A 24,209-nucleotide genomic window follows, 5' to 3' on the forward strand; every position below is an offset into this window, starting at 1 on the left:
TTTCAATCCAACAGAACCCCCAACTGACGCGTCGGCAGCACAGGCACGGCAGTTAAGCGCCGGAGTTGCATCAACATCAGGGACACTGATCCTGTAAGCCCATCTGTCACTCAGGCCGGCCGCCAGTCGCAACATCGCGCGCAGCCGCGCAACTCTTTGATTCATTCGCCCGCAATATCGCTGAAATGCTTGTGCGCCAACTCCATGTCGCGCTCCCGATCCACCCCGACAAACGGCTCGACGTAGGTAACACCGTCAACTGTGAGGTCGTCGGGCTTCAACGAGCCTCTCTTGCGGTACTCGGATGCCAACTTGCCGGGCAGTTGTCGGCCGTTTGCGTCGTAAAGCGCGTCACGCTCGTACTTCTGCAGCACCGGGAACTGAGTGCGGTAGATCGTCCGCAGTTCCTCAGCGGTGATGCCGAGCATGATCGCGACGATCGCGTCATTCTCCACCAACGCCTGCCGGCGGTCTGCCGCTCTACGCAGCGGCGTAGCCCACGCCCATTTCTTGTCGACGGCACCCAACAACCCACGGTCTGCAAAATCGACCCCAACATGTGGAGCCCACGAATCCTGCTGCCACGCAGTGTCGTACAGATCCTCCCACAGCGGGGCGTAAGGCCGGACCAGGCAGTTTAGGCGAAGTGTCCGTACCACTAGTTGGCCCTCAAGAGGATGGTGCCGGACGTGCGGAGTCCTACCGAGGACTTCGGATGAGATATTCGCGAGGCCCGTCGCCTTGATTAGAAAGTCGGCGACAAGTGAACTACTGAATCCCGCTGCGACAGCGAGATCGACCGAATCCGTCGTTGTGAGCGACAGTAAGCCATGGACATGGCATGGGCCTGGTGCAATCAGCGCAGAGTGCAGTGTGCGGACAATAGCGGTGTCTGCCATCTTTCTCCACGCCAGGCGGAAATACCCCGAACTGGGTTCGCCGCGCCATTTGGAGTAGGCGGCAATATACTCGGAGTATGGCTTCGCGACTTGGTAGTTCGTGCGGGGAATGAAGTCTTCGTCAATCGATTCGAGGTCGATCAGCGTAGTATCTTGCCGGTTCCTCGGGTTCGGGTTGGGTTGCTGGTACAGCGGAGTAGCAACGGTTAGATGTGGCCCCTGGAGGATGGCGTAATCCCATAGTTCGGGAACCGCAGAGGCCGAGTCAAGCAATCCGAGCTTCCTATCTGTGGTCTCGTTCCACCCATACGTCCACTCGAAACCGATGTCCCCTAGGCGCGGTGCCGCAGCTATCCTGACGAGCGCCTCGGCACTGGCTCGATTCACCGGATATAGCATCCGGGCCTCGGTGGGCCGAACGCCAGACTCATCTATTAGAGCTGCCCACCCTGCGAGGACTGATTCGTCAACTCGGACGATTCGCTCGGCATGCGGCCGCATATCCCAGTTATCGTCGGCATCGCGGACGCCTGGGGCTTGCCCAGAACCGTCATGATGGAAGGACCGTTCGAGAACACTGGGGTGATATATCCACCCAGCTTGCAGAAAGTCAATGGTGCCGGTGCTGACACCGTAGACGTGGACACCGAAATCGCGCTTGTGGCTGATTTCACGGAAGACATAGGCGTTATTCTTGAATTGCCAATGTCGCCGAAGTCGCTCATACGCTGCCCGGCGAAGATTCTTCGCTCGTAACTCGGTGAAGTGGCTTTCCGGGTGGATGAGAGCAACAATTCCGCGTGCGGCCATCGACCGCCAGGAGCGCTCCATGAAGCAGCGGTAAAGATCAGTCCGAAGCCCAGTCAGTATGGGTCTGTCGACATCCGAACCAAGATGCTCGGTAATTCCTGCCTGCGCGGCCCGTTCGTCCAGATAGCCGTCCACCGAACCTAATTGCGTCAACGTCTCGTCCCGTTTCTGCAACTTCACCGCTTCGGAGGGTTCGTCATTGAGCTGCCACCAAGGGTCGAATTCGGCGAGCACTCCGGCCTCATCCCAGTCAGGGCGCACCCATGGCGGATTACCGACCTGCAAGTCGAATCCTCCGCTGGCGAACACCGGCGCGAAGTCCAGCTCCCAGTGGAAGAAGCCCTGCATCTCGGCGATGGACTGGCTGACCGCCAACCAGGGGAAGCCGTCGAGCACCTTCTCGATCGGAAGTGCTTGCGAAAAGGTGCGATCAGTGTCCTCGGCGAGATCAAGCTCGTGCCAACTCAGATCACCCGCAAGGCTGGTTTGGCCGTACTTCTCGAATTTGCCAGCCTTCGGCGGCACGCCGAGGAGCGCCTCCAGCGCGCCGACCCACCGATCCCAATCGGGCGGCTCGATGTCGGTGGTCAGCGGCCAGGACCACAGCGCACACCAGGCGTCCATTACCCGACGCAGCCGACGGTAGGCACCATTCTCGTCGTGGAGTACCGCTTCGATCTGCTCGCGGGTCACCACAGCACCCGACCGATCATCCGAATGGAGACTCCACACGTCGATGTCGCGGCGGATCTCCGATTCTGCGATGGTCAGCCGGCGCAGAGTCAGCTCCCACAAAGTCTCCACCCGCCGTGCCAGCGCGGCCAGTCGCTTCTTGATCGCCGGGCTCGGATTGGCGCGAATACTGTTGCGCCACACCCGGAGTTCCTCACGCTTGTTCGCAGCGTAGGTTTTGGCCTCGGCAGTATCGATGACCGCACCCCACCCCTCGGATGGCAGCAAAAAATGGTGAATGTCCGCACCTATCTCGTCTCCGAGCGGAACATCCTTGGGTACCTCCTTCAGCCATGCCTTCTTGGCCAGCAGCGTCGGCGCATACACCGCTCGCCGGGCACCGATCAACGAGTTGCCGCGCCGGAGGTGCAACCCGAACCACGGTGCCTGCAACCCGGCGACCATGGTGTCGAGCCACAGCGAGATCTCGGCCAGCTCCACCGCGGTCGCATTCAGGTCCACCCCGTACACCTGGTGCAGGGCGAGGTATGCCTTCACCTTCTGCAGCTCGACCTGGTACTGGTCGGCGTCGATGACCTTTCCGCGATCCTCCTGCTGACGCTTGAGGTACTCGGCGGCCAGTTGGCGCACCGCCTCGATCGCGAACGCACCGGACCCCAGCGCAGGCTCGCAGATGGTCAGCTGCAGAATCTGTTCCGGCGTGGTGCGCTCGCCGTTCTGGTCCAGCAATTCTTCGAGGGCCTGGGAAACAACGAATTTCGTCAACACCTCGGGCGTGTAGTACGAGGCTGATTGTTGGCGTTCCCGGCCAGCGAGCCGGAACACAAAGGTGCCCTGACGGTGAAGCACCGGAATCTTTTCGCCGGTAGCCTCGTCCTCCGTCGTCACGAAATCTGACTCCGAGAGGTGATCGGCGCGCGTCACCGGAACCACCCACGACCCCTTTTCCGGGTCACCGTTCTTGGCGACCTCGTAGAGGTCTTCGTCGGCGAAGAAGCCGGTGTAGGACATCAGACCCTCGTATACGGCACCGAGCTGGTTGATGCCGAGCTCGGCATACGAGATGAACCCTCGGTCAGCGCCTTTACGTCCCTTGGACTCTTTGGACAGGAGCAAGTGTTGCAGTACTCGCTGCGTCGCCTCGTTGCTGAGCCCGACCTCGTCGATGAGTGCGGTGGCGGCGGGTGCGAACAGGTCGGCGCGTAGTTCGTTGAACTCCAAACCGGGTGCCGGATCGTCGGTTCCATCGCCCACCTCGGGTGTGTGCGGGTGATGACCGCCGTCGACGAGATCGAACAGCTTGGCCAGCGACTCGTACAGGTGCGTACCGAATTTCGCAGCGGGCGAAACCAATTCGGTCAGCGTCAGCTCACGCAGCCGATCCAGGCCGTACCCCTCACCGTATTCGGGGGCTCCCGAGGGCAGCACTCGCATCTCCGGGGAGGCTTCGGCGTAGAGCAGGAACAGGATGCGGTAGAGGAATCGCAGCGAGTGCTTGGCGAGTTGTTGGGCGTCGATCTCATCCAGCGGCAGGCCCTGCTCGGCGCGGCGGCCCACCACGTCGTTGGCGATGATCTCGATGGAGAGTCGGATGCCTTCACGCAGATCCTTGGACACCCCGACGGTGTGTTTGACCGAATCTTCGAGAACACCTGCCCACCAGATGTTTCCGTCAGCGTCGGGCAGCAAGGCCTGGCGCCCGAGGATCGCGGCGGCCCGGTCAAGTTCACCGCCGCGCTTGTCATCGCGACGTTCGGTGACCACCAGCAGGTCGACGGCCAGGTACCGTCCTTCAGCCCACCGCTGCCCCTCGGCCAGCAGCATCCACTGGCCAGCCTGCACCACAATGAACGTGGGGGGTTCATCGGCGCGGAACGCGGCCGACACCGCCTTGGTCACCGAGTCGATGCGCTTGCCGTCCTCCTCCCCCGCGTCGAGCAGCAGCCCGGTTTCGGGGTCAAGCAGGTCGTCAACCGATTCGACCGGGCGGGCCTGCAGCAACAACATGCTCGTCACACCGGGCGGCCGGGCGTTGGGCAACCGTAGCTCGGTGCCGGCACGCTCGCCGGTGTAGTCGGTAAGCGTCTCGGGAAACCCGAGAACGGTCCGAATCGTGGCGTGTGCGCCGGGCGCCCCGTCTGGGTTCTCGGCCAGGGTCGACAACTCGGTCTGCAATTCGCCGGCAGCGGCCAACAGCCGTCGTTGCACCGTGTCCCGGCCCTCCGCCGCTTCGGCGTCCCACTGCTTGCGCAGCTCGATCACCTTGCCCTGGAAGGATTCCTTGGTGGAGTCGGTGGTGAAGTAGTGCTCGCTGATCCAGTCCTCGCCGACGACGATGGAATCGTAGGACGGCATGGCTCAGAGTTCCTTTCCGGCGACGGGGATGTCGGTGGGCACGATGATCAGCAGCGGGCGGACCAGCTGCTGGGTGGGGGCCAGCAGGTCGGCCAGGCGCTGCTCGTCGTTGATGCGCTGCCCGAGCTTGCTCACCTTTGAGCGCTGCGCCCCGAAGAGTTCGAGTTGTTCGGCATCGTCGTGCCAGCGCTGCGCCCGCATGCGCCACTGGGCCAGGCGTTCGGTGGTGGCTGCTTCTTGTGCAGTGAGTACCGTGCGCATCTGGAGTCGGGCACGCTCGACGGCGATCGGGATCAGCGCCTGGTAGCGCTCGGGTCCGGCGATCGGTCCCGGATTGGACGCGCCCGGTTTGAGACCGGTTTGCGAGGTGAGGAAGCTGATGTCTTCGAGAGGTTCGACCATGCAGAAGTCAGGGTTGGCCGGTTTGCGGAACACCGCGGTGGAGAACACCCGCGAGATCAGCTGTCCCCGTTTGTTGCTCAAGGTGCCCATGAGCAACACCGTGGGGGCGTCGACGTCGCCCCGGATCGCGAACACCTGATTGCGGCCCAGCGCTGTCAGCGCGCGGTCACTGGCCCAGTCCAGCACGGGGTGTAGCGGACCCAGGTAGTGCGCCTCGGGCCAGGTTGTGTTGTTGATGCCCTTGCCTTCTCGCGCGATGCGCAACTGGGCGGTGCCGACCGTCGGGTTGGTGGCGAGCTTGAGCCGCTCCAGTACCCGGCCGTGCTGCAGATAGTTCTGTGGAAGCTGCGCGAGCCGTTGCCGAAGATCGCGGGGCGGGGACAGTTCGGCAATGCCGTGCGGCGCACTGACCGTCCAGCCGATACCGCCCTGCTCGGGTTTGGCGTGCGGCTTGTCGTGGAATGCCGCGTGCAGCGCCTCGTCGAGGAAGGTCAGGTCATCGGGATAGAGGCTTTGGCGCGGAGATGCTGGCAACGGCGTCGCAGTCGCCTCAACGGCATCGAATTCTGCGAAGAACGCATCGAGGTCCTCCCCGGCAGCGACCTCGGCAGCGGTACGAACCGCGTCGTCGAGCTCAGACCCCTTGGCGAGCACATCGCGGATCACGTTCTCTTCCTCGGTGACGCTGTGCTTGCCCATCAGCGAGGCCACATCGCCGAGCGTTTCGTGGGCCTGGTTCTCCCGTTCTAGCAACCGCGACAGCACCCGCAGGTCGCCGGAGAACTCGGGGTCGGAGGGCTCGAGGATCAGCGAGGACATCACCGGCGGATGCTTCTGCCCGTAGCGGTCGATACGACCGTTGCGCTGCTCGATGCGGATCAGGCTCCACGGGATGTCGTAGTGGATCAGGTGATGACACTGCGCGTGCAGGTTCACGCCTTCGGAGGCGACGTCACCGGTCACCAGCACTCGGATCGGCGAGGTCTCCAGTTTGAAGCTGTCGACGAGTTCTTGCTGCTCGACGTCGGACAGCCCGCCATGCAGCATGGCGATGTTCTCGCTTTTCAGACCGAGCGCCGCGGGCAGGTTGTTTCGCAGCCAGGTCAGCGTGGCGATCCGCTCGGCGAACACCACCGCACGGGTCTCTGATCCCTTGCCGACACCAATCTGCTTGAGGCGCTTGACCAATGCGGCGAACTTGCCGGCCTGATCGCCCAGGGCTACTTCGTTGAGCTCGTCGAGGGTGTTGAGGGCTTTGAGCTCGGCCCGCTGCTTGGCATCGTTCTGGTCGAGCTTGGCGCGGCGCTGCTTGATCGACTCGGCCAACGCGGCCGGCGACGACAGGAACGCCTTGGCCAGCGTCCACGGGAACAGCGCCTTGGTGTCGCCGGAGTAGGGGGAGCTGCCGGACGCGGGGTGCAGCCAGGTCGTCGACAGCTCCGCGGCGACCGCGTCCTCGGCCGCGGATGGTTTGACAAGCAGGTGTACCGGCTCGGCACGTTCGGCCCAATCACTGCCGACCTCGGCGGCGACGTCTGGGCTGTGCCGATGCCGGCGGATCAGCAGCGACTCGACGTCCCGTTTTGTGAAGCCACCGTCGGCGTGCACCACTGTCGGGTCCAGCAGCCGCAGCAGTTCGGCGAAGGATTCTTCCTTGCCGTTGTGCGGGGTGGCAGAGGCCAGGATGAGCGCCTCGGTGTTGGGGGCCAGGACGCGGGCGAGCTCATTGTTCTGAGTGCCGGTGTTGGTGAGGTTGTGGGACTCGTCGATGACCACGGCGTCCCACTGCTGGCGTTCCAGGTGAGCCTTGTAGCGAGGGCTCTTGAGGGTGTCGATGGAGATGATGGCCCGCTTGAAATAGGTGAACGGGTTGCGGGTGGCCGGCAGCTTCTGGCGGACCTTCTGGATGCCAATCGAGTCGAGGCGGACGAACGGCAGCGCGAAGCGGCACCACAACTCGTGCTGCATCTGCTCCAAGACGTGCTTGGGCGTGACGATCAAGATGCGTTCACCACGGCCACGTCGCACCAGCTCCGACAGGATCATGCCGATCTCCAGCGTCTTGCCCAGCCCGACAGCGTCGGCGAGCAAGATACGCGGGCGGATGTGCTGCGGGTCGAGCGCCTTGGTGACCGCCGCCCGCTGGTAAGCCAGGGCATCGGCGAGCATGTGGGTCGAGACGGTCAGGTTTTGGTCCCCGTAAGGAACTGGCGTCTTTCTGATCAGTGCCTCCAGCCACAGTCGGGAGTCGCGGTAGCCCGACGAGCCGTCGGGGACCACTTTCGCTTTCTTAGGATCCTGCACTTGGATCTTGTCGAGACTGGAGTAGAAAGCGGCGGTGGTTTCGGCCACCAACTCGGAGAGGCCACGCACCCGGACCAGCCAGCCGTCGGCTCCCTGCTCGGCCGAGGTGACCAGCCATTCCTCGTCGCGAATGACGACGATCGAGCCGGGAGCGACGTTGAGGTCGGCAGGGTTGGTTTCGACGGCGGTGATCACTTGTTCTCCGGGCTTTGTTGCAGTGGACTTTGGAATTGTGGTGGGCGGTCTCGGCTTCGGTGTCGCGACCGCGGGCGGTTCGGGCCCGGGCGGCTCGGACTCGATTTCACCGCGGTCGATGAACGCCTGCAGGACCACGGTTCGCAGAGTCTTGGCATTCCTCAGCTCGCGCAGATACTCCATCTGGGCTCTGCGGTTGGTGATCTGACCATTCTCATGGCGGATTTCCCGCAGGTCCGCGACGACACGTTCGCGCGACTCCTTATCGTGCTCCAGCCAGGCCTCGCGCAGCACATCCCAGGCTTCGGCGGCGAAGTCTTCCTTCGGGCGGGCACCGTAGGCGTCATATAGCACGTCGGCCGGGTCGAACCCGTCGCAGTCGTCGAACAGGCCGTTGCAGAGCTCGTCGAGGAGGTCTGCGGGCAGGTTTGACCAGTGGAACCTGTACTTAGGCACTACACGGCCCTCGCTGGAATGCCGGTCCAGATCGGGTTGGCGTCAGGCGGGGCACCTGGACACTCCTTCCGTAGTCTCGGCCTTCTTCGAGACAGCCTTCCAGCCTCGCACGGGCCACCGACAAATATTCCGATACACATGGCTTCGCCATGAGAGTCGGCGCTGTCCCTTTGGGCTCTATTTGGCGCGCTTCGGCGGTGCCTTCTTGGCCACGCGCCGCTTGCCCACGCCGCCGCCCGATGCCGGTTCAGCGGCCTGCACGCCGAACACACTTGATGCCAGCTCCAGCCAGGCCTGCGCATCCGCGCCCCTCAGGTCATCTGTCCACATCAGGACGGCGTCACCGGCGCGGCCGTCGTCGAACGGAAACACACCATTCTCCGCGTACCAGGCTTTCTTGAGTTCCCACTTCGCCGCGTAGTCCGACCGATCGAGCATCCCGGCATGCTCCCAGTACACTTTGCGGCCGCCGGCCGTGTGGATCGTGAAGTCCGGCAGGACCTCTCGACCGTCCGCACCCCGGAAGGGTTCCTCGTAGCTCCACTGACCTGGCATGAGGCGGTCGAGCAACCCGGCGATGATGACCTCGTTCTTACTCGCCATCGGCGTCCCGTTCGCCGAGACATGAATCAGCCGCCGTTCGTAGCGCCGGCGCGCTCCGCGGATCTCGACCGACACCGGACTCGGCGCAGCGAACAGATCAGTGAGCCGCCGCGCCGTCTCGGACCGCCACGATTCCGCCAGCCCTCGCAGATCGGCAAGCGTCCCCTCATGAAGGATGATCACCCTGTCCTTTTGCCTCGTCAGCGCGGTGTACATCAGCTCGCGCGAAACGTTCGCCCGCGCCGGCAGTACGAGCAGCGTCGTAGCGAACTCGGAGCCCTGCGACTTGTGAACTGTTACCGCCCAGGCGAGTTCGAGAGGCGGATCCTCCCCTGACGACGGCCAGTAGCCATATTGGAACCCAGGCTGCGAGGAGAACTCCACGTTCAACGGCAGGTTGGCCTTCTTGCGCTTGTAGCTTGGCACGATCCTGCCGATCGCCACCCCTATCTCACCGTTCGCGACATAGTTCATGGCGCCCTCCGCCGGGTACGCCTTCGACTTCTTGTTGACGGTCTGCATGACCTTGTCGCCACGCACGATCAGCTCCGGACCGATCGGCCTTGGAATATTGGCCTTGGCATTGCGTTGCCCGAACTCCGTGTCGCTTGCCCGGTAGGTGCGTTTGATGTGCCGATTCAGTTCACCCGTTCCGAATGCCCGTGACCGGGTAGGCGAGAGAATCTGCCAGTCCTCCGCATGCCTGCCGGCCCCCGCTTCCCAGTTCAGGTAGGGCTCGTTCAGCGTGGCCCCGTACGTGAGGGCGAACGCCCAATCAGGCTTCTCATGCACATCCAGCGGCAGCTCATCGGAGAGCGCCTCGAGCAATGCCTCGGCGACACTTCTGTCTCCCCATTGGAGGTAGCGGACAGTAGGCCGATTCGGTTCCTCAGCGAGTTCGGACCAGATGGCTTCGTCGCCGGCGCCACGGGTACCTCCGCCGAACCAGGCGGCAAGCTCCAGATCATGACGCGTCCCGTGACCACCCTCGGGGAGTTGTCGACGGGTCACCTGCAGTTCGACATAGCCGGGGCAGACGTGTGTCCATTTGTCGAATGAATCAGGGTGCTTGGCGTCGACGAGATCAACGAATGGCCGACCGGCACCGATCGGAGGAAGCTGACGTGGATCGCCTACAAGGACGATGCGCCGAACCCCGGTGAACGCGTCGAGTGTTGCCGCCAACATCTCCTCGGTGAGCATCGACGCCTCATCAATGACAACCAGGCCATGACTCTGACGCGGCTGTTGATCACCCCAGACCAGGTATCGGCCGGACTCACCGTCGTACCGGCGCGACGAGGAAAGGTAACTGGCGAGCGTCTTCGCGGGTAGACCGATCTTGGTCTCCAGCTGGACCCGCGCCTTACCAGTGGGCGCCAGCAGCAGGACTCCACCATCTGCGACACCGGGATATTCCACGAGTGCCCGCAGGAGGGTGGTCTTGCCGGTGCCGGCAGGTCCGATGAGCACCGACAACGGTGAATCGTGCAGCTCGCTGAGCCCCGCCGCCTTCTCGGTTCGGGCACGGTCCTCGAGTTCGTCGAACGCGGCACCATCGCTATCGACATTCTGATTCCGTGCCAACGCCGTATCCAGCACCTCCCGCGCATCATCCAGGTGCCCGAGGTTCGGCATGGACTCCTGATCTTTCACCCAGTTTCGGATGAATTCGGCTACCTCCACAAACCGGGTCAACTTGATCGCAGGGGATCCGTCGGCCAATGCGATGCTGGTGAGCGGTGACCACTCCTCCTGATCGAGGAGTCCATCACGATCTAGGTCGAGCCCTTCGAGCACGATGTGAGCCAAGTTGGGCGGCCGGCTGAGCGCAAAGTCATTGGCGAAGTCGATGGCCTCGTACTCGGGTAGCAAGGTGTCCCCTTGCACCGCCTGCCGCTCCAACACATCTGTCAGTAGGGCTTCCACCCGTCGACGGTCGAGATGGTCACAGATGTCAACGTCGGGGGGCAAAGGTGGCGACCACTTGACATGGGTGGGTGGAAAGAGCGCCCGGTCCACGGTTAGGAAAGGCACATGGAGCTCCGAGCCATACGTGCAGGTACTCGCGAAATAGGGGTTGTCGAGCAGTTCTTGCGGCGAGCATTCGACTTCGGCATCACCACTCATCAGCATCTCCAGCTGCTCAGGTGAGATGTCGAATGCCGAAAGCAGCTGTAGTGCATTCTGTTTCTCCGCCTCCAGCTTTGCCCAGATCCTTCGGACCGTCGACGTCAGGTGACGGTCGAGCGCACCGGGAACCGGCCGATGCCCATTGAGCATCTCGCGCAACACACCCCACGTCACGGCGTCCGCGACCTCGTCCATTACGGCGCGTGTGGCAACGTACGGCTGTTCGACCCGCAGGAATGCGAGAACGGCCGCCAGGCCCGGCACAGGGCCGCGCAGTTCCCACAGCCGCTCTGTCTGCTCGGTCAGCCAGGCCAGCGCAGCGTGAGGGACCTCCACGCCGAGCGCACGAGCACCTTCGGCGGCGTTCTTGAGCGATGCCAGGGCATCAATGGCGGCATCGTCGGTGAGATGCTCAGTCACATAACTGAATTCAGTTGTACGACCTTCAGGTGCCCACGCCAGCGCCCCATCGATATCCACACCTTGGTCGAGAAGACTCACGAGTTCTTGGTATGGGAGCAACACGCCGTCCCGCATGTCGGGCCTCAGGCTGTGCTCAACGACCGTTTCCCACATGCACGAGTCAAATGGCGGCTTGCCCTCTTGGTTCCACATCGGGGGCCGTTGAACCCCGGTGACACGGGCTGCCCCGACAATCAGGCGATCAGTACGCACCTCCTGCAGCGGCGAATGCTTGAGGTAGATGAAAACGAGGGACTCGCCCGGTGCGACCGAGGCGAAAAACTCATCCATGATGGCCCGCTGGTTGTCACCGTCCATGACCCACGAGGCACCGTCGCGGAAACCGAGCACCTGGTCGACGTCGTCTTCGGCTGTCGGGTTGTAATCGGGGACACGGGCGAAGCCGACATCCTCATTCAGCGATTTGCGGTTCAGCCAGCGGAACGGGATCGCCTCGAACGCATAGCCCGGCAACAAAACCCGGGTCGGCCGCAGCGAATCTTTCAGCGCCTGATGCCACGCGAACGGGTGGGTCTTCGTAACCGTATAGCCGATCGGAGACATGAACATGCCTCGTTCGCTGAGGCATGGCAAGCGGCTTGTGTCGAGTGTGTCGGTGCTCGCTGAAGCATTCTCGGCCTCGTACAGATCCTGTCGATTCGGACCGATGTTGGCGAGCAACGTGCACGACGAGTTGCCCAGCGGATCGTCGCATATGGATGCGTCCCACGGCCTGTCCCGCCACGGCACTCGCATGGAAAGGTGCTGGATACCAATCACGCTACGGTCCAATCTGTCTGCGTCGGAACTACCTTCTATTCAGCTCGCCGGGGTAGCGGCCGCGCGCGAACCACAGCGAGTTCACGATTCGACCGTGGTGAGCGCGGTGTACAGCGGTCGTTCATAGTTGCTCGGGCAGGACTGTGAAACCGTTCTCGGCGTAGTACTCCTGCAGCCGCTCGGCGACGATTCGCGGCAGATCGCGGTACTTCACCGGCCCCAAGTCGCGGGTATTGCGCCAACGGTAATCGAGGTCACGCTCACCTTCTGAGCCGTCGTCGAGCAGCTGGGGACCCCACACCCTCACCTGCACGAGCACACCGTCGGTCCAGTCAGCCGTGAAGTAAGTCGGACGGAAGTCCCTGACCCGACGAATGCCCTTCGCCTCGTCGGTGACCGCGCCGCATCTCATGTCGCGCAGCTCCCCGTACTTGAGCGGGAACCGTTGATGATGTTTGCCTTTCACTACGTGCCACAACCTTTCCTGACTCACTTGCCGGCCTCGCCCCAAACTGATCAGAGCGCCTTCTCGACCAGCTCACAGAACAACCCCGCATCCTCACAGCCCTCGTCATGGGTGCCGAACAGCAGGGCTCGGTCCAGATATGAGTTGTTCATCTCACATGACGTCTCCGGTGCGAGGACGCATGCATGACAGGCTGCGAGATTCAGTCCATCGGCGCCCGAGCCCGCCGACTCGATGCACACCGGGTCGGACGAACACCAGGACAGGCGTTGCAGACCTTCCCTGAGTGCCGCCCCAAGGTGCTCTGTCTCTGCCATCGAGGCGACTCCGCCCAGGCTTCCGGCCGAGTCTGAGCTTGCCGTGTAGATCAATAGCCCTGCCACCTTGTCGTTCACGAAGAGCCGTTCTCGAAGCGCTGATGCCGGATACCCGGCGTCGAGGGACAACTGATCAATGATGATGTGCGACAACGTGTGTATCGCAACCTTGATAATGTCGACAGGCGCTGGCGGGCGTCCGTAATCTGCGGCCGCTCGGTCGGCTGCCTTCTGCAATATCCGCCGTCGCCTTTGTGCGAACTCACCGCCGGCCCACTCCTCGAGCGCGTCGCGCCGAAACGCGAGGAAGACACCCTCGCCGATCACTTCGATCGCCGGCAACCAGTGCTCATGTTTGGGCGAGAGAGCACACAGTTTCTGCGCGGGACCGGATGGATCGGGCGCACCATCCAGACGGGTAAACCCTTGCAGTGCACGCACTTCCCGGAGTCTGGTCACCTTCCGAACGTCAGAGATCAGGGATTCGAACCCGTCCGGGACATCGCGGCGCAGGCAGACGAAGTCCGAGTCGAGGCTTTCCTCCTCACGTCCCTCGACCAGCGCCTTGTATTCATCGGCGCGGAGCTTGGCCTCCGAGATCTCTTCGTCGCCTTCCGCCTCACCGCGACGGCGTTCGATCTCACGGGTGATCTGGTCGACGCTGAACCGGCCCTTGGACATGGCAGCCAGGCCGGCGAGCACGGGCGGGATCACGGCGGCAGGATCTTTGACCATTTCCCAGTGCTTGTCCACGAACTTCGCGATGGCTATCGAATAGGGCGGTATCGAGATCGAGGACCGCACGGCCGGGAACCAGACGTTCGAGGCACCGCGTTGCACCGCGCGCGGATATTCGTCGCATTCCTCATTCGTGTCAGGTCCCAACCATGGCCGCAGACCCTTGCACTTACCAAAGTCAATGAGTGAACCCGCACCGATGGCACCGTCAAGGCTCCGACTCTGGACGCCGCAGCTGCACTCCAGGACAAGGTCAGCCAGAGATGACGTCCGTCCGAGCACGTTGAGTTCCATTCTGTGCTCATCGCCGCTGCTCTTGTCATATTGGCCCTTGTGTAACCACGAGAAGACGGGGAATTCGCTCACATGACCGTTTCGACATGCGCTCATCAGACGAAACGGGGTCAGGTCGATGTTGTCTTCCTTGCACCTCGCCTCGTTCGGATCCTTGGACAGATCCCTCAGCGAACCGATACGTCGACACTTCGGACACACCTGCGTGTAGGGGTAGCGGATGACCGGCACATCCCGCTTGCCGCCTGCCGGCGGGGCCTTGAGCTCCGCGACCCCAAGCGCCCGGGCCAACCGCGGCTCCGCGATGTGCTCGGCTCTCTTCGGATCCCATTCATGAAGACCAGCAATCATGAAGCTCGTTGACTCAGACGGGAACAGACCGCCCACCCCGTATGTGCTCAATAACTGGCTGCGCCGAGCCTTCGCACCGTTCATCGGGGCACCTTCCTTTCAGATATCCGAAACAGCGTGCTTTCGGCGTCGACGTCCCGCATGCTCTGCAGGGTCGGCCACGGTGTCTCTCGGGTGGAGTACTCGATGTCGTCTTTGGTCAACGCCACATCGGAGGGTACGAGCAGCGAATCGTCGTAGTCGTTGCCGCTGTTCCTGTACTGCATCTCCGGGCGAGATTCTGCGGCCTCGGCCCACACCTCGAGAAGCTCCCCGAGCTGTTTCTTGGTGTCTTCGGCTTCCTCCGGATCGGTGACGGCCTGCGCACGCTGCTCCAAAAACTCCGCCAGCTGGGTGATCTCGTCGTACCGAACGGTGGCCTTGTGGGCCGACTCGTTGGCCCCAAGGTCCTTCACCAAAAGCCGGGCGAGCGAGACCAGCACGCCGTGCAGGGCACGGTCACGAGCGCGGGCGGTAAACGGTGTCGCACTGGTCGCCTCGACGGCACGGTACAGCGCCTGGTGGTACGGGACGAAGTTCTCGTAATGCGACCTGTCACGGGAACGGGCAGCGTTGAATATCGTCACGACCAATCCGGGATGCTGACGACCGACCCGGCTGGTGGCCTGGATGTACTCGGCGCTGGATTGAGGTTGGCCCATCACCGCCATCAGCCCCAGCCTGTCGATGTCCACACCCACCGAGATCATGTTGGTGGCCAGGACCACGTCGTTCGCTGCACCCGACGTGAAATCTCTTTCAAGACTTTTCAGGATCCGGGGGATATTCGCAGAGGGCTCCCGGCTCGTCAGCTCAACTGGCGGTCTCGGGTCTCGCGGCGAAGCCTGTTTGCGGCGGGCGACCAACTGAAGGCGGTCCCTCACGTCCCCCTGCACCTGGAGACTGGCGCTGCCGAGCACCCTGAGGCTGTTGAAGTACCCCAGGAGCGTCCAATATGGATCCCTGGTCTCGGGGGCACCGGGCAGATCTTGCGCGGCCTGCAAGATGGCGGCATAGACCCGGACCATGAGCGTGGCGTGGCTGGTTCCCGGTGCCATCACCCCGACGTACTCGCGCGTGCCGTAGTCCTCGCGGGGCGCGGGTTCTGCAAAGAACGACTCATCGGGGTCGATGCCGGGAGGCGGGAACTGCTCGGCACGACGGTTGAAGACGGCACGGATCTGACGGTCGGCACGGCGGATGGTCGCCGTCGAGGCAATGACCTTCGGCCGCCCGTCGATGACACCTTCCGAGGTCAGCCGCCCGCAAGCGGCATCGATGGCGGCTTCGTATAGTCCGACGATCGAGCCGAGCGGCCCGGAGATCAGATGCAACTCGTCCTGGATGATCAGCGACGGTGGGGTTCCGATTCCGTCCCGTGCGAACAGGTTTCGAACTTTCTCGTTCCACGCCATCTGTGCGAACTTGTCGACCGTTCCGAGAACGAGCTCTGGACGAACTCGGTAGATGTCCTGGTCTACGACGTACGCCGGCAGGCCGTCTCGGAAGTCACACGAACTGTTCCCACACGCGATCCTCAGCCGCTCGTCGGCTGATTTGACCACAGCGTAGTGGGTTTCGTTCAGATCCTGACCGCACCAGGGGCACTGCGTCAGCTGAACCGGGTTCTTCTCGTTGAGTTCTCTGCCGTCGGCAATGTCCCGGAGTGACTTGCGTGCTTCGACCAGTGTGTTCGGTGTCGCTGCTTGGCCCACCCACAGACCGATCGAGAACGGGCGGTTCCCCAGGTCGTTCTCACGCTGCCGCAGCCGCTCCAGCGAGCAAAGCAACATAGTTGCACGCTCGAACTGTTGAATCGTCAGCAGCCGCAGGGTGTACCGCATGATCACCGCCACCCCGAGGGTTTCGGGATCCTTGATCCTGCGGTGAAAGATCGTGAAGGCGACGAGACCCAGGTATGCCTCGGTCTTGCCACCACCGGTGGGGAACCACAGAAGGTCCGCGATGTCCCTGTCCTCGTGATCGGCGTCCGCAAGGCCCGGAAGGTTCAGCAGTATGTAGGCGATCTGGAACGGGCGCCATGTCTGCTCGGCGCCGTCGCCGACCGGTCCAACAGCGCCTTTGCGGACCCAGTCCTGACGTGCGCGCTGCATCTGCATCGCCGCGTTCGCAAGCCGAAATGCGCGTCCTGCAACGGGATCGGTCACGAGCAGGTCGATACCGTTCTGTATTCGTTCGGCCGCAGTCCGGGCACGCGCGACATGTTCCTCTGCGACGACTTTCAGGCCGTCCTCGACATCCGCGTCGCCACGTTGAACACTCGTGCTCAACCGGTCGATCCACTCGCGATACTCGGTGACCAGCTGCCCCAGGTTCTCCGCCAACTCTCCATCGGTGGCGTTGGCCAGGAACGACATCCGCAGGTTGACAGCGTCGCTGACCCCACCAGGTTTCGCCCTGGAGATCTCCTGCTGAGGGGTGAACGTGGTTGTCACCCGTCCCACGTGAGGTGAAGTGCCCTCGCGATCCCAGGTGGCGGCGCAGCCGTGGCCGATCGCGAAGACCCGCGCGTTGCGGTACAGCAAGGCGGCCGAGCGCAAGTCAGAATCGTCGCTGAGGACACCGTACGAGGATCGGTCGACGATGGCCTCCTGGGGCGACCGCACCTCTAATCCGACCTGGAACCAGGAATATGCGTCGCGGAATTCTTTCTTGGGGGGCACCTGCGTGTTACGCAGCGCCACCGACACCGCCACGCGGCCGTCTTTCGGCACGCGGGTGTACACGTACAGCTGAAGACCCGGGACGACGTCGACCTTCTTGGCCCCGGGCGTCGCGACATCCCACTCGACGGGCTCGACGACCTGTTGGTGGCGGACCCACGAGTCCGGTTTCACCTTCTGATTCCGCCGACTCGAACGTTGATCGGACGACTCACCGCTTCCCGCGGTACCCGATGGAATGTACTTGGCCGCTTCGATCGCAATATGAATCGACTTGGCCCTCGTCAGGTCGACGGAGAACGTGATCCCCATCGAGGTCGGGTAACGCATCAGAGCCTGCGAGATCGGGCTGTCGACGGAGTCGTTCTCTTCGGACTCGCCGCTGTCGGGTTCTGCAGCCTCCTGCAGTAGATCATCTGCAGGCCAGAGAACACCGGCGATGTACCGGTCCAGCGGAAGATCGCTGACGACCTCGTCCGGCCCCTCTGCCGGCCCGACCAGATCCTTGATCAATTCATCGACGATGTCGTCGCGAAAACCATACTGCTCAGCAAGATTCGCCATCGCGAACTGCAACTCCTATGTTGTGGTCAAGTCCGGGCGGGCCAGACCCGTTATGCGCGGCACCAACCAGAATCCTGAGCTTCCGAGACCGGCCTTCTCCGACTCGCGATAGTCACCCGCGACCGTCTCGATCGACACCAGAGACAGACCGTCGATGACCGTCGGACGATTCTTCAACCAACCGAACGCCTTCTGGAACGCGTGGTTGAACGCAGGGCTTGTGCGTCCCAACGGCTGCAGGTCTTGTGTCACCAACAGGTAGGACGGCGATTCGGCGGTGGACTCGGCCTCGTCGAGTTCTGCGTAAATCCTCACGCCGACCTGACCGATTGATTGCAGCGTCTGCTGTAGGCGCTGGGCATCGACGGTGTGTGACGCGACGGGGTACGCGGTCTCCACGTCGCTGTAGAGGAATTCGAATGCCCTCGTCCACGTCGCACCGCGCTTCTTCTTACTCCAAACCTCCTCCTTGAACCGTCCCAGCCGGTCGTCGGCTTTGATCACGGATTTCGATTGCGGCAACCTGCACGTGAAGATTTCATCGCGCGCTCGACTCAACGCCACGTACTCACGACGCATCCTCGTCCAAATGTCCTCGTCTTCCGGCAACCATCCAGGTTCGACGATGAAGACGGAGTCGAACTCCAAGCCTTTCGCCCGATGGACCGTCGACACGATCACCGAACTGAGGTCGGGCTCGGTGAGCGGAAGCGGCAACGCCCGCGCCTTGACCAGACGGCTCATCCGATGAAGGTCCAGCGAGTCGTATTCACTGCTGCGCCCTTCGGCAGACTTGAGTTCGTTCCACTTCTCTTCCACGTCGCGCTCGGCGAGCAGCCGCTCGAGCGCGGCTTCGACCTCGGATCGCCGTTCCTTCGGGCCCGGCAACGGGCCGAGCGCACCCGCGATCCACCGTGCGGCACCGAAATCCTGTGCCTGCCTGCGGACAGCGTGCGCGACGGATTTTTCGTTGAGATACCGCGACACCCGGAGCACGTCCGCGTTGGTCGTGCAGAGTATCGCCGTCTTCTTGCCCGCGGACGGCGTGACAAGGTCGTACCAATCCTCGATCTCGCCGCGATAAGGCAGCTCGTAAGCCAGATCTACCAGTAGGTCCTCCGCCTCGTCGCTGTCGGCGGTGGCACGGAGCTTCTCACCCAAGGCGACAACCGCTTTCGGGTACTTACCCCTGGCGCGGTAATTCCTGCCCAGACCGACGGTTTCACAACCGAACGATCCCTTGAGTGAGTCGAAGAAATCCTCAGCCGTCGTCTTGCTGAGCGAATCCTCAAGCTGAAAGTCGTACACACCCTGCAACGGGTCACCGAGGGCGGTGATACCGGCGTCGTCATCGAGCCAATTCAGGATGGCCAGCACGAAATCGGATCGGTCACCGACGAGGTCCTGCACCTCGTCGAGGACAACATGACGCAGGGGCTCGATCTCGTCGGGCGCTTTGTCCGCCTCCTTCAGCAGCTGCGTCGCACGCCGAATACGGGCGTCGAAGCTGCCCTCGGGTTGAATATCGGCTCCGAGCAGCAAGATGCTCGCAAATGAGTCGAATGTCCGAACGTTTGGCGCGGCAGCGTCCCTCATCTCCAGCCGGGTCCGGACAGCCGATACCGCGGCTCGAGAGAAGCTCAGAACGAGAATTTCGTCGGAGGCCGTCAGACCCTCGTCGCGCACCAGGCTGTTGATCCGACTGACGACGACTTCGGTCTTGCCTTGCCCAGCCCCCGCGATCACCAGCAATCGCGCATCCGCGGACGCGTCGACCACGTCGAGTTGTTGCTCGTTGAGCTCTATTTCATGCCGACCTTCATCCGACATCGGCAGGCTCCTCTTCACGTTCTGATTCGAAGATGTCTTTCACCTTGTGGTACTCGATGCTGTCACCGAACTCAACGATGTTGTCGAGCATGTTGACAATCAAGACCTCTTCGGTACCACCATTTTTCGGTCCACGAAGACCGCGGCCTACCATCTGCAGGTAACGGACCTCGCTACTGGTCGGACGGGTGATGTATACGGCGTCGGTCTTCGGCGCATCGAAGCCCTGGGACAACACCGCGTAATTTGTCAGTACCTTCAAATCGCCTGACTTGAACCGTTCGATCGCCACGCGCCGGTCTTCGGGGCTGGTGTCCTGGTCTATGGAAGCAGCCGGGCGTCCGTGGAGCGTCAACAAGGTGGCCAAGGTCTGGGCATTCTCGACCGAAGCGGCGAAGACCACGATCTGCCAGCTCTCGGGCTTGCTCAGGATCGAATCCACGATCGTGCGGGTACGGTCTTCATCCCGACCGATCCGGATCTCGGCACTCTTGGACAGCCAGCCCTTTGACTTGAAATCTTGGAGTTCGTAGTCCGACAGATCGATGGACACACCACCGATAATTTCCAGGCTGGCGCGGGCGAGAACTCGGTCTCGCTGCAACCTGACCTGTGGGAGTTCGTCGCCGAATACCCCCTCGTCCAAGCGGTTATCGTCGAATCGAGCCAACAGGCGTTCCGTTTCCGCACTGTCGCGGCGACCCCGAAACGGTGTTGCCGTCAGCCCGATCAGGGGTTTGTCCCGCTGGCGCGTGCCGCGGCCCAGCCACTCCAAGATCGTGGTGTAGGACGGGGTGTAGGCGCCGTGCGCCTCGTCGATAATGACGATCGGCGCCTCGGCCAACCAGGCGTAATCCGCGTTGTCGACGGCAGCGGCCTTGATCTTCTGCCATGTCGCCACCACGACCTGCACGCCCGCCAATTCCTCTTCCATGTCGTAGTTCGACCAGAATCGGCTGAGGATCAGCTGGGTGTCCTGCCGGCCGAGGGCCCGCCACAAATATGACCACGCGTCGATCGCCTGCTCACAGAGTTCTTCTCCGTCGGCCAACCACAGGATGGGTCCAGAGAAGGAAGTGCCATAGGCCAATCCGTCGAGACTGCCGTCGCGGATCGACTGGATGACAGTCTGTACGGCAACGCGGGTCTTTCCGGCACCTGTGGGCAACGAAACGATTCCTCGCCGGGGCCCAACTCCGCGCAGCAGGTCGGCGAGGCGCTGGGAAACCACCTGCTGGTAGTCGTGGAGCTCGTCGAGTTGGGTTGGGCCGTCGATGTATTCCGTCGGCTTGTTACGCTGCCTTGCCTTCTGGCCCGCCCATTCCTCGCCGAACCCCAGTCGTTTCACCCAGGCCCGAGTATTGAACGATCCCGCCCAAGTCGACGGAGCGGGAACCGGCAGCCCACTGGCACCCACTCTGCACGCGCGTTCCAATGCACGGACACCGAGCATCGTCACGCAGAGTTTGGCGAGGTCGAGACCATGCGGTTCCAGCAAGCCGTCGTTGACGAGGTAGGTGAGCGCATCCTTCGGGACCAGCGTCCTCAGACGCTCCTCTCCCGCGAACATGAGGAGGCGTTCGGCATCGGTGGACGCATTCCTGATCGCCCGAACAAGTTCCGAATTACGGCGCTGCTCCATGTCCTGGAGCAAAAGGTCGACGCGTCTGTCGGAATTGTCGTGAAGCAGGCATTCGAGCGCTTGCTTCAGAATCTCTCGGTCGGTGGTGCCGGTCACGAGGATTCTGTTCGCTTCTCGGCCCGACGTGCAAGCCACCTGTACGGCGGGCTGGCCGGGGACAGCCGCCACCTTGCTGATGGACAGGCACTTCTGCAGGACCAGACCTTCGAGCTCATCAGCGCCGGGGAGCGTGTCGAGCACCGGGAACACCTCAGTGAGCCGTTCCGGCTCCGCACTCGTCTCGTAGGAATAGGTGACGGGGAGGGCGCGACCCTCTAGACAGCCCCACCACTCACTCAGCGTGTGGACGTCATCGATACTGTCGACGAGGATGCAAGGGATGCCGAACTCGTCGAGTTCGTCGTATGACTTCTTGCCGTGGACAACCGCGACGGACTTCCGGTCCTCCTCCGCCCACTGACCATCACGGCGCACCCACACTCGATCGGGCGGCTCGACCTCTTTGTGCGTCCAACACCACCAGGCGTAAGTCTGACCTACCCGCAGAGTGTCATCGCGCTTGACGTGAACCTGCACAAGCGAATTGAATCCTGACGGGTCGAGGTCTCCCATCTCGCGCTTGAGCCCCAAGACCCGTTCGGCATCGGAGCTGATCACGATCTGGCTCACACACGGGATGAGACCCTCAGCAACACCCTGCACCTCTGCGACGAATGCATCGGCCACCGGCACGGCTCCCAACGTGGTTTGCAACAGCCCATGTTGGCGAACCCACCAGAGTTCCGGCGCAACGTAGCGGGCCGTCTTGGGGACGTTGGGATGGGTCACCCGCACCCGCGGAACGTCGACGTCGTTGATGACCGCGGCACTCAGTGCCACCTTGTTCGTGACACTGAGGTCCGGCAAGCATTCCAAAGGCCCGAGGACCGCATTGATGCCGTCGATCTCGATACCCTGTCGCGCCTGGAGTCCCAGTCCCAATTCATCTCCGAGCCGTTCGCGAACGGTGCTTTGGTACCGCGCCACCCATTTCTCATTCGAGGCAGCTGCCGATCGCGTTGGCCTCGATCTCACACCCAGCAAGAACAGGATTTCGTGGTCGGCGGCGTGATAATCGCCGTCAACGAGGTATGCACCGTCCTCCTTCAAAGGCTTGAGACACTCCCCTGCGAAATACAAACCTTCGGCAAGCACCCAGCGGCCGTGACCATTTCGCACCTGGATCACCTTGGTGGCTTTGCCGTCCAACACTCCGTCGAAAGCCTCGTGCACCTGCTGAACGCCTGAGCCGCGCATCGCGATCCACAGCTCGTCCCAGTCGACCTTCCCGGTGTGTCTGAGCTCGGTGAGTAGCTGCAGCATCTCACCACCGTCTTCGTACGCGGTGATGCCCAGGTATTTCAGTGCATCGGCGATGGCCGGACGCCCGGCCACAGTCTCGTTGACAAAGGAGGTTCCATTCTGCCCCGGATTGGTACGCAGGAAGCACCGACCACGTACTGGTTGCGCAAGAGACCCGTTCTCCAACAACACGATCCGCGCATCGCGCACGTCCTTCTCGGTGTTGCCGCCTGTGCGTACCAGCTCCGCGGCCAGCTCGATTGCCGCGGCGGATTGTTCAGGTTTCGGGTCGGCCACCACCGACTGCAGCCAGTGCAGAACCCGACCCGGGGATTTCTCCCTGTCATCCTCTTGCAGGAGACGATCGACTTTGGAGCGTCGATCGGTTCTGCTGGTGCAGTCGGGGTGCACCCATGCCCCACGGTTGCCGGTGACGGTCAACCATCGACCCGCTAGTTCAACGACGTCGTTGGGAATACGTTGTAGCGCACTAGGTGCCCGCAGCTGTCCATCAAGATCCGGCAGGCAGCGAGATTCCCGGAGAGCTCGAAAAACGGGCTCATTCAAGACCGTGTCGGCCCAACTACGGGACTCCTTCCCACGCGCGGGCAAGACGTCGATGTAACGACCGAATGCGCGGTCAGCGATCAGATCCTTGCGCGCGGCGACCACCAGCTTCGGCACCACCTGGGTCAGAATCTCGTAGTTGAACTCACACTCGATCACGTTGATGCGATCGTCGGACAGCTTCCACGGGGCATTCACCCGGCCGCTCAGGGTCAAATCAGATTTGACCGGGAAGAAGGCGGACAGCTGACCCACACCGACTGCCCCCGTCAACGGCAGTGCCCAACTCACCGTCACAGAGTCGCGCCGGGCTGCGTGACCAGCCGATTCCAACGCTTTGGCGGACGGCTTGTGCTCAGTAGATACGACCAACCAATCTCGATCGCCGTCCTCGGTCGTGAGGATGACCCGGTTTCCACTTTTTGCCGCCTTGAAATGGCGCTCACGGCCCCCGACCCGGTCGACGAGGTCGAGGATCCGCACATGGGGGGCAAAGAGATTGAACGACTCGTCGAACTCGTTGATCTCGGCGGACAGCTGAGCTGCCGCCCCGTTCTTCAACGGCACCTTGACGACGGTCGTAGCCCACTCGGCGAGGTCGGCAAGGACAGCATCCGCGCGAAACTCGGACATTGGGTTGAGCGACCAGGCCAGCCGCAACGCCGGGACGTCGGCAGGTTCATGATGGCGTCCCAGTTCGTCGGACAGCTTTTCGGCTGCCTGGTGTCGGCTGAACTCGAACGAAACCGAGCGGCTGAAGATCTGCGGGCTGTCGGAGATGCCGCTGATCGACTTGAATCCCAACCCGAAGCGGCCGATCTCGGTACCGGTCTTGTTCGACAGGTGCGTGTACAGCAGTGCACGGACGCCTGAGTCCTCGAACGGATGGCCCTCGTTCGCCACGTAGAGCGCATCACTCGTCAGGGTGACCTGGATACGCCCGGGCGCCCCTTTGAGCGCGTCCGCAGAGTTCTGGACGAGTTCCTGGATCTGTTTCCGCCCGTACCCGCCTTCGGCGATGCCACGCTCTTTGCCGGCGTCTTCCTCGACCCGGTTCGGATCCTCTTTGTAGACCCGAATACACCTCTCGCGGAACTCGTTGACCAGCCGTTCCAGCCCACGATCCGGGTCAGACCACCCCATGGCCACCATCAGCCTCCCCACACGTCAACGGCAGCAACTCCGCTTGTTTGCGGAACCATCGTCCGCGTTCCCCGAGTTTGTATCATTCGCCACCGTCAAATATTGGCTAGTCCTGCGAAGTGGTTGTTGCGTCGCGCAAGC

8 protein-coding genes are annotated in these 24,209 nt (G+C 62.5%); all 8 read right to left on the reverse strand.

Annotated elements, in window-relative coordinates:
- Positions 1-161 precede the first annotated feature (161 nt).
- Positions 162-4,757, reverse strand: coding sequence for an Eco57I restriction-modification methylase domain-containing protein (locus tag G6N44_RS12620; RefSeq protein ID WP_163664423.1), 4,596 nt, complete (start codon positions 4,755-4,757; stop codon positions 162-164).
- 3 nt (positions 4,758-4,760) lie between these two features.
- Positions 4,761-8,114 (reverse strand): helicase-related protein, encoded by a 3,354-nt coding sequence (locus G6N44_RS12625; protein ID WP_372508213.1) that lies wholly within the window; start codon positions 8,112-8,114, stop codon positions 4,761-4,763.
- 177 nt (positions 8,115-8,291) lie between these two features.
- Positions 8,292-12,092: an ATP-dependent DNA helicase gene (locus tag G6N44_RS12630; RefSeq protein ID WP_163664425.1), complete on the reverse strand. Its 3,801-nt coding sequence runs from the start codon at positions 12,090-12,092 to the stop codon at positions 8,292-8,294.
- Positions 12,093-12,213: 121 nt separating this feature from the next.
- Positions 12,214-12,558: a hypothetical protein gene (locus tag G6N44_RS12635; RefSeq protein WP_163664427.1), complete on the reverse strand. Its 345-nt coding sequence runs from the start codon at positions 12,556-12,558 to the stop codon at positions 12,214-12,216.
- Between the two features lie 50 nt (positions 12,559-12,608).
- The gene (gene drmB, locus G6N44_RS12640; protein WP_163664429.1) at positions 12,609-14,342 is read right to left on the reverse strand and encodes an MrfA Zn-binding domain-containing protein; all 1,734 of its coding nucleotides are present in this window, start codon (positions 14,340-14,342) and stop codon (positions 12,609-12,611) included.
- Positions 14,339-17,545 (reverse strand): helicase-related protein, encoded by a 3,207-nt coding sequence (locus G6N44_RS12645; RefSeq protein WP_163664431.1) that lies wholly within the window; start codon positions 17,543-17,545, stop codon positions 14,339-14,341. The genes drmB and G6N44_RS12645 overlap by 4 nt, the downstream gene beginning before the upstream one ends.
- Positions 17,546-17,560: 15 nt before the next feature.
- The gene (locus G6N44_RS12650) at positions 17,561-19,375 is read right to left on the reverse strand and encodes a UvrD-helicase domain-containing protein (protein ID WP_163664433.1); all 1,815 of its coding nucleotides are present in this window, start codon (positions 19,373-19,375) and stop codon (positions 17,561-17,563) included.
- Positions 19,365-24,077 (reverse strand): DEAD/DEAH box helicase, encoded by a 4,713-nt coding sequence (locus G6N44_RS12655; protein WP_407666176.1) that lies wholly within the window; start codon positions 24,075-24,077, stop codon positions 19,365-19,367. Before G6N44_RS12655 ends, G6N44_RS12650 begins: the two co-directional genes overlap by 11 nt.
- Between the last annotated feature and the right edge of the window lie 132 nt (positions 24,078-24,209).

This window comes from Mycolicibacterium alvei (genome assembly GCF_010727325.1).
GTDB lineage: Bacteria > Actinomycetota > Actinomycetes > Mycobacteriales > Mycobacteriaceae > Mycobacterium > Mycobacterium alvei.

Bases quoted from the DNA above. Each gene is read 5' to 3' on its own strand.
- G6N44_RS12650 (WP_163664433.1), bottom strand. From the start codon at position 19,375: ATGTCGGATGAAGGTCGGCATGAAATAGAGCTCAACGAGCAACAACTC.
- G6N44_RS12645 (WP_163664431.1), bottom strand. From the start codon at position 17,545: ATGGCGAATCTTGCTGAGCAGTATGGTTTTCGCGACGACATCGTCGAT.
- G6N44_RS12620 (WP_163664423.1), bottom strand. From the start codon at position 4,757: ATGCCGTCCTACGATTCCATCGTCGTCGGCGAGGACTGGATCAGCGAG.
- drmB (WP_163664429.1), bottom strand. From the start codon at position 14,342: ATGAACGGTGCGAAGGCTCGGCGCAGCCAGTTATTGAGCACATACGGG.
- G6N44_RS12655 (WP_407666176.1), bottom strand. From the start codon at position 24,077: ATGGTGGCCATGGGGTGGTCTGACCCGGATCGTGGGCTGGAACGGCTG.